This is a genomic window from Achromobacter sp. 1011811831, from assembly GCF_059760905.1.
Map to the genome: position 1 here is coordinate 48,541 of NZ_JCBANG010000040.1, position 6,442 is coordinate 54,982.

Consider the following 6,442-nt stretch of genomic DNA (forward strand, 5'->3'; position numbering starts at 1 on the left):
AATTTCCTTAAAGGTGGAACCATCGAACGCGGCCCTCCGCCGTGTTCGGACGCAAAGCGTCTCCCCGGGCGCACGGAAATCCGGCGCCGCGATGAAGGAAACGCGATGTGAGGTGCGGACGGCGCGGCTAGCGGGTGCGCCGCCGTGGCGGGCGGCCTAGTCCTTGGCCGCCTCGGCGGGCGTGTCGGTCACGCGCACGCGGGCCGTGGCCTTGAAGCTCTTGCCTGCGGGCAGATCAGCCACCGGCCAGCGCAGCGCGCGGTAGGCCTCGGGCGGCACGGCGGTTCTTTCTTCCTGGCCCTGCGCATTGCGCTCGACGCGCATCAGCGGCATGGCCTCGAACTTGCCACCGTCCGCGCGAGCCTGCGCCTGCGCCGGCCGCGCCGAGGACGGCACGTAGGCGGTGCCGGGAGGCACCGGCAGCGTCAGGGCCTGTCCCTGCAGCGCGGCGTGCGAAACGTTGCGCAGCTCGGCGCGATACTCGATGACGTCGCCGGGCTTGGCGGATTCGGCGCGCTTGAACTTCTCCTTGCCGGCCTTGTCGAGCGTGACCGACCAGGCGCTCAGCGTGACGCTGACGGGGGCGGGCTGTTCGATGCGCTTGGCGGCCGGAACGGGTTCCTTGGCGTGGGCGAGCGGAGCGGCCAACGCGACGCTGGCGGCAAGTATCAATCCCAGAACTTTCTTCATGATGAGTCCTCTTGTTCAGTGTTTTGAACGCCGTCGCGATTGCGAGCATGCTGCGGCGGCGATTCAGCGGGCGCCTGCTTCGACACGCGGCAGGAGGCTGACGCGTGCTCCCGGCGCGGGGAACTGCGGCGAACGATCGACGGGATGGATCCTTGTCCGGCGCATGCCCCGGCCAGGAATGGAGGAGCGGATGCGGACAGGTCGCGCTGGCCGGGCGAGGCACGGGCGGAGCGTCTGTGCGCGCCTGCCAAAGCCTGCGGTGATTCAATCCGGAAAGGCCGGCATGACGACCGTCGGGATCGTCATCCCTGGGGAAAACAGGGACGGCGTTGAGGTTGCCGATTCGTTCGAGAATGACCGCCCGCGTGTCGCTGGGCGCGACAGTGCTTGCCGGGCCGGGACCGTCGCGGGACAGTCATCATGCCGGCAGTGTAGAAAGCCCCGGATGAGGCGCATACAAAGTTCAAGAGAGTCTTAAGAACCGGCCGCCAGGTCTGGAAAGACGCCGCTCTCGGCGAATTCGAAGCGCTCGTTCACAGCCCGTTTGGAACGGCTTGTAACGATTGGATGCGCGGGGCGCGGCGCGGGCGGCTTCAATCGATTGCGCGGGGAGATCGCGCGCCGCCCGCCGGGGGGTCAGAGCCCCAGCTCGCTCCACATGGCGTCCACGCGCTGCTTGACCTCGGCGTCCATCACGATGGGCGTGCCCCATTCGCGGCTGGTCTCGCCCGGCCATTTGTTGGTGGCGTCCAGGCCCATCTTGCCGCCCAGGCCGGAGACGGGCGAGGCGAAGTCCAGGTAGTCGATCGGCGTGTTCTCGACCAGCAGCGTGTCGCGCACCGGGTCCATGCGCGTGGTCATGGCCCAGACCACTTCCTTCCAGTCGCGCGGGTCGATGTCCTCGTCCACCACCACGATGAACTTGGTGTACATGAACTGGCGCAGGATGCTCCACAGGCCGAACATGACGCGCTTGGCGTGGCCGGCATACTGCTTTCGGATCGACACCACGGCCAGGCGATAGCTGCAGCCCTCGGGCGGCAGGTAGAAGTCCACGATCTCCGGCAGCTGGCGGCGCAGCAGCGGCACGAACACTTCGTTCAGCGCCACGCCCAGCACGGCCGGCTCGTCCGGCGGCTTGCCGGTGTAGGTGGAGTGGTAGATGGGATTGCGCCGCATCGTGATCCGTTCCACCGTGAAGACCGGAAACCAGTCCTGCTCGTTGTAGTAGCCGGTGTGGTCGCCGTAGGGGCCTTCCAGCGCCATCTCGTAGCCGGTGGCGGGAGGCGGCGGGGCGCCCTCGGGCACGGTGGGCGGCAGGGCGCGAGGGTCGGACGCCGGCAGCAGGTGCCCTTCGAGCACGATCTCGGCCCAGGCCGGCACCGACAGGTTGCTGCCCAGCGCCTGCGCGACCTCGGTGCGCGAGCCGCGCAACAGGCCGGCGAACTGGTACTCGGACAGGCTGTCCGGCACCGGCGTGACCGCGCCCAGCGTGGTGGCCGGGTCGGCGCCCAGCGCCACGGCGATGGGGAAGGGCGTGCCGGGATGGGCGATCGCGTGGTCGCGGAAATCCAGCGCGCCGCCGCGGTGCGACAGCCAGCGCATGATGAGTTTGTTCGGCCCCAGCAGCTGCTGGCGGTAGATGCCCAGGTTCTGGCGCTTGGCGTTGGGGCCGCGCGTGATCACCAGGCCCCAGGTCAAGAGCGGGGCCACGTCGCCGGGCCAGCAGGTCTGGATCGGCAGGCGGGTCAGGTCCACGTCCTTGCCTTCCCAGACGACTTCCTGGCAGGCCGGGCTCTTGACGTTCTTGGGGCTCATGTCCCACAGCGCCGACTTCAGCATCGAGACCTTGGCCAGCGCGTCGCGCAGGCCCTTGGGCGCCTCGGGCTCGCGCAGCGAGGCCAGCAGCTCGCCGATGTCGCGCAGCGCGCTGACATCGTCGGCGCCCATGCCGCGCGCCACGCGCGCCGGCGTGCCGAACAGGTTGGCCAGTACCGGCATCTGCGCCGGGCGGCCGTCGTGCTGTGCGTTCTCGAACAGCAGGGCCGGGCCCGAGGCGCGCAGCACGCGGTCGGAAATCTCGGTCATTTCCAGGCGCGTGGAGACGGGCGCGGCGATGCGCTTGAGTTCGCCCATGCGTTCGAGTTGGGCGAGAAAGTCTCGAAGGTCGCGGTATTTCACTACAGATCCCGGCAATTTGGTTACATTTCGATCAGCCAGAGAGGTTAACATTAACCCCCTCTTTGATACGCAGGAGGTCTTATGCCCGATGCGTCAGTGGCCAGCCTGTTCAGGCGCATGGCCCAAGGAGTGCACCACTATCTTGCCGAATCCCTGCGCATTTGCTCCGTCTACCTGGGCATTGCCGTGATCGTGACGGTAAGCATGGGATTCGCCCTGCCTGGTTTGCGCGACCAGGCGTTGCAGGTGCACAAAGCCTTGTTGACCGCCCTCGCGCCTACATCCATGCAAGCGGGTTCCGAGTCCGATACCGGATCCGAGCTCAGCATAGATTCGTCCTCGGCCATTGCGATGGCCGTGCCCGCCGCGCCCGCCAGCAACGCCACCGGCATGCTGGGGCCGGCCCGCGTGGCGCCGCCGGCGCCCAAGAAGCCTGCCATGGTCGCCACCGGCCCGCAGGCCGAAGCCTTGCGCAACTATATTTCGCGCAAGTACAAGGTCGCCTATGACGCGACCGGCCCGCTGGTGGGCACGGTGTACAAGGTCGGCCGCGACAAGCAGCTTGATCCGCTGTTGCTGCTGGCCGTGATCGCCATCGAGTCGCGCTACAACCCGCTGGCCGAAAGCCATGTGGGCGCGCAGGGCCTGATGCAGGTCATGACCAGCGTCCACCAGGACAAGTTCGACGCGGTCGGCAAGAATCCGCTGGATCCCGGCGCCAACATCATGGTGGGCGCCACCATCCTGAAGGATTGCATCAACCGGCGCGGCTCGGTCGATGGCGGCCTGGCCTGTTACGTCGGCGCCACCGGCCCCGACGACAATGGTTATGGCGCCAAGGTGCAGGCCGAGCGCCGGCGCCTGGCGCTGGCCTCGGGCATCGCGCTGGCGAGGGATTGATCCCGATCCGGTCTCGCCCCGGCTACAGGAAAACGCGCCCCTCGGGGCGCGTTGCTTTTCATGGAACCCAAACGCCGGTTCAGTGACCCAGCAGCTTGCCCATGCGATCGACGGCCGCTTCCAGCCGGTCCAGGCCGGTGGCATAGGAGAAGCGCATGGTGTGGTCGCCGTGGGCCGGACCGAAGTCCAGGCCCGGCACGGCCGCGACGCCCGCTTCCAGCAGCAGGCGTTGCGAGAAAGCGGTGCTGTCCATGCCCAGGTCGCTGATGTCGGCGTAGATATAGAAGGCGCCGTCCGGCTTGACCGGCACGCGCAGTCCCAGGCGCTCGAATTCGGGCAGCAGGTAGTCGCGGCGCTGCTTGAAGGCTTCGCGGCGGTGCGAGTAGGTCTTGAGCGCGTCGTCGGTGAAGCAGGCCAGCGCGGCGTGCTGGGCCAGCGTGGGCGCGCAGATGGCCAGGCTGGAGGCGATCTTCTCGACCGCTTCCACCATGCTGTCGGGCACGATCATCCAGCCCAGGCGCCAGCCGGTCATGTGGAAGTACTTGGAGAAGCTGTTGATGACGATGGCGTCGTCGTCCAGCGTCAGCGCCGAGCGCGGCTGGCCTTCATAGGACAGTCCCAGGTAGATTTCGTCGACGATGGCGAAGCCGTCGCGGGCGCGCACCTGGGCCAGCAGCTCGGCCAGTTCGCCGTGCGCGATCGAGGTGCCGGTGGGATTGCTGGGCGAGGCCACCAGCACGCCCTGGGTGGCGGGCGTCCAATGCTGCGCCACGTCCTGGGCGGACAGCTGGAAGCGCTTGTCGGCGGTGCTGGGGATCAGGCGCGGCACGCCGCCGGCGGCCAGCACGAAGTTGCTGTTGGCCGGATAGGAGGGGTCGGGCATGAGCACTTCGCCGCCGGCGTTGACCAGCGCGGCGCAGGCCAGCGTCAGGGCGCCGGAGGCGCCGGCGGTCACGATCACGCGCCGGGGATCGACGCGGGCGCCGAACTGGTCGAGGTAGAAGCCGGCGATGGCCTCGCGCAGCGCGGGCAGGCCGGCGGTCGGGCTGTAGCCGCTCAGGCCGGAACGCGCCGAGCGTTCCAGCGCTTCCACGACCTGGGGCGGCGCGGTAAAGTCCGGTTCGCCGATGCCCAGGCTGATAATGTCCTTGCCCGCGGCCTGCAGGGCCTGCGCCTGCTTGAAGAGTTCCATTACTCGGAATGTCAGAAAGTCGTTGGTGCGATGGGCAAGGCGGGGCATTTGATTCTCGAAGCGATCTGAAGCAGAAGGGGAATTGTAGTCATGCAGCCATCCCGGCGCGCTTTCCTGCTCGGCCGGCGTCCCGCGCAGACGCCTTGGGCCCGATTCATGCAGCGCCTGACGCTGTTGTGCCAGGGGGCCGTGCGCGACCTGGGCGAGGCCGGCGCGGACGGCCCGCGTGGCTGGCTGGCGCCCGCGCGCGAGGGCGACCTAGCCCATGCCCGGGCGCTGTGCGCCGAGTACGGCGTGGCCCTGGCGCTGGACGGCGTGGACGGGACCGCCGCCGCCGGCCCCTGTCTGCGGGTGGATCCCGCGAACCTCAGCGGTCTGGCCCGCCTGGCCGGGGACATGCCGCGCTGGCGGGCCCAGCCCGGCGTGCCGCTGGCGGTGCTGGCCCAGGCCGGCCTGCGGCAGTTCGACGGCCTGCCCGGCGCCATGACGCTGGCCGAGTGGCTGGCGGCGCCAGCAGCCTGGCCGGCGGGACGCTGCGCGCAGTCCGGGGTCCTGGCGGCCGACGTGGTGCTGGCCGACGGGGTGGAGGAAACCTTGGGGCCCTTTGGCGAGAGCGACGAACGACCGCTGCGCTCGGCCACGCTGCAGCGGCTGGTGCCGGCGCTGTTCCAGTTGAGCACGGGACCGGACGCCGCCGCCTGCGTCGCGGGCGGCGCCTGGGCCGGCCGTTACCGGCTGGACGCGCTGCGGCCGCAGGCGCCCGCCACGGTCAACCTGGCGCATCTGCTGCTGGGACACGGCGGCACGCTGGCCTGGGTGCAGGAGGTGCTGCTCACGGCCGTGCCGGCGGCCGAGGGGGAGGGAGGCGGCGCCGCGCCGTCCTTGGACGATGCGGCGCGGCAGGCGGGACGCAGGCTGGACGCCCGGATCAAGGCGCTGTTCGACCCGGATGGTCGTTTTCCCTTACTCGCTTTTTCGCAATAGCGACGGTCCGCGGGCCGCGGGTAAGATGGGCTGGCCCCGCCGGCGCGGGACGGCGGACGGGCGCGGCCCGCGCCCGCAGCCATATCGCGCCGGCCGCCGTAGGAATAGAATTTCTCCCTTTCCTGTACTAGCACTAGCTTCTCGCCGATTCCATGGATGCCAATCTTCGCAAAGCCGCCCTCGAATATCACGAGTTCGGGCGCCCCGGCAAAATCTCCGTCACCCCCACCAAGCAGCTGACCAACCAGCGCGATCTGGCGCTGGCCTATTCGCCCGGCGTGGCGGCGGCCTGTGAGGAAATCGTGGCCGACCCGGCCAATGTGTTCCGCTACACGGCGCGGGGCAATCTGGTGGGCGTGATCACCAATGGCACGGCGGTGCTGGGCCTGGGCAATATCGGCGCGCTGGCGTCCAAGCCGGTGATGGAAGGCAAGGCGGTGCTGTTCAAGAAGTTCGCCGGCCTGGATGTGTACGACATCGAGATCAACGAGACGG

At 69.0% G+C, this 6,442-nt stretch carries 5 protein-coding genes and 1 pseudogene; 3 read left to right on the forward strand and 3 right to left on the reverse strand.

Annotation, left to right across the window (positions count from 1 at the left end):
• Positions 1 to 156: 156 nt before the first annotated feature.
• Both AC6LJ9_RS16550 and AC6LJ9_RS16555 read right to left on the reverse strand, forming a co-directional pair.
• A complete protein-coding gene (locus AC6LJ9_RS16550; protein WP_498148403.1) occupies positions 157 to 690 on the reverse strand; it encodes a hypothetical protein in 534 nt (177 codons plus the stop codon).
• A 636-nt stretch (positions 691 to 1,326) separates the two neighbouring features.
• Positions 1,327 to 2,871: a UbiD family decarboxylase gene (locus tag AC6LJ9_RS16555; protein WP_498148404.1), complete on the reverse strand. Its 1,545-nt coding sequence runs from the start codon at positions 2,869 to 2,871 to the stop codon at positions 1,327 to 1,329.
• 81 nt (positions 2,872 to 2,952) lie between these two features.
• On the opposite strand from AC6LJ9_RS16555, the gene AC6LJ9_RS16560 reads away from it, so the two are divergent.
• Positions 2,953 to 3,771 carry a lytic transglycosylase domain-containing protein gene (locus AC6LJ9_RS16560; RefSeq protein ID WP_103275851.1) on the forward strand — a complete coding sequence of 273 codons (819 nt, stop codon included), beginning with the start codon at positions 2,953 to 2,955 and terminating at the stop codon, positions 3,769 to 3,771.
• Positions 3,772 to 3,850: 79 nt separating this feature from the next.
• Here the strand turns inward: AC6LJ9_RS16560 and AC6LJ9_RS16565 are convergent, their stop codons facing one another.
• On the reverse strand, positions 3,851 to 5,011 hold the full coding sequence (locus AC6LJ9_RS16565) for a pyridoxal phosphate-dependent aminotransferase (RefSeq protein WP_498148405.1): 1,161 nt from the start codon (positions 5,009 to 5,011) through the stop codon (positions 3,851 to 3,853).
• Between the two features lie 42 nt (positions 5,012 to 5,053).
• Between AC6LJ9_RS16565 and AC6LJ9_RS16570 the strand changes: the two genes are divergently transcribed.
• Both AC6LJ9_RS16570 and AC6LJ9_RS16575 read left to right on the forward strand, forming a co-directional pair.
• A complete protein-coding gene (locus AC6LJ9_RS16570; RefSeq protein WP_498148406.1) occupies positions 5,054 to 5,947 on the forward strand; it encodes an FAD-binding protein in 894 nt (297 codons plus the stop codon).
• Between the two features lie 152 nt (positions 5,948 to 6,099).
• Positions 6,100 to 6,442, forward strand: a pseudogene (locus AC6LJ9_RS16575) (NADP-dependent malic enzyme); the annotation flags it as partial.

Coding starts and splice junctions, on each gene's coding strand:
- AC6LJ9_RS16550 (WP_498148403.1), bottom strand. CDS start 690: ATGAAGAAAGTTCTGGGATTGATACTTGCCGCCAGCGTCGCGTTGGCC.
- AC6LJ9_RS16560 (WP_103275851.1), top strand. CDS start 2,953: ATGCCCGATGCGTCAGTGGCCAGCCTGTTCAGGCGCATGGCCCAAGGA.
- AC6LJ9_RS16565 (WP_498148405.1), bottom strand. CDS start 5,011: ATGCCCCGCCTTGCCCATCGCACCAACGACTTTCTGACATTCCGAGTA.
- AC6LJ9_RS16570 (WP_498148406.1), top strand. CDS start 5,054: ATGCAGCCATCCCGGCGCGCTTTCCTGCTCGGCCGGCGTCCCGCGCAG.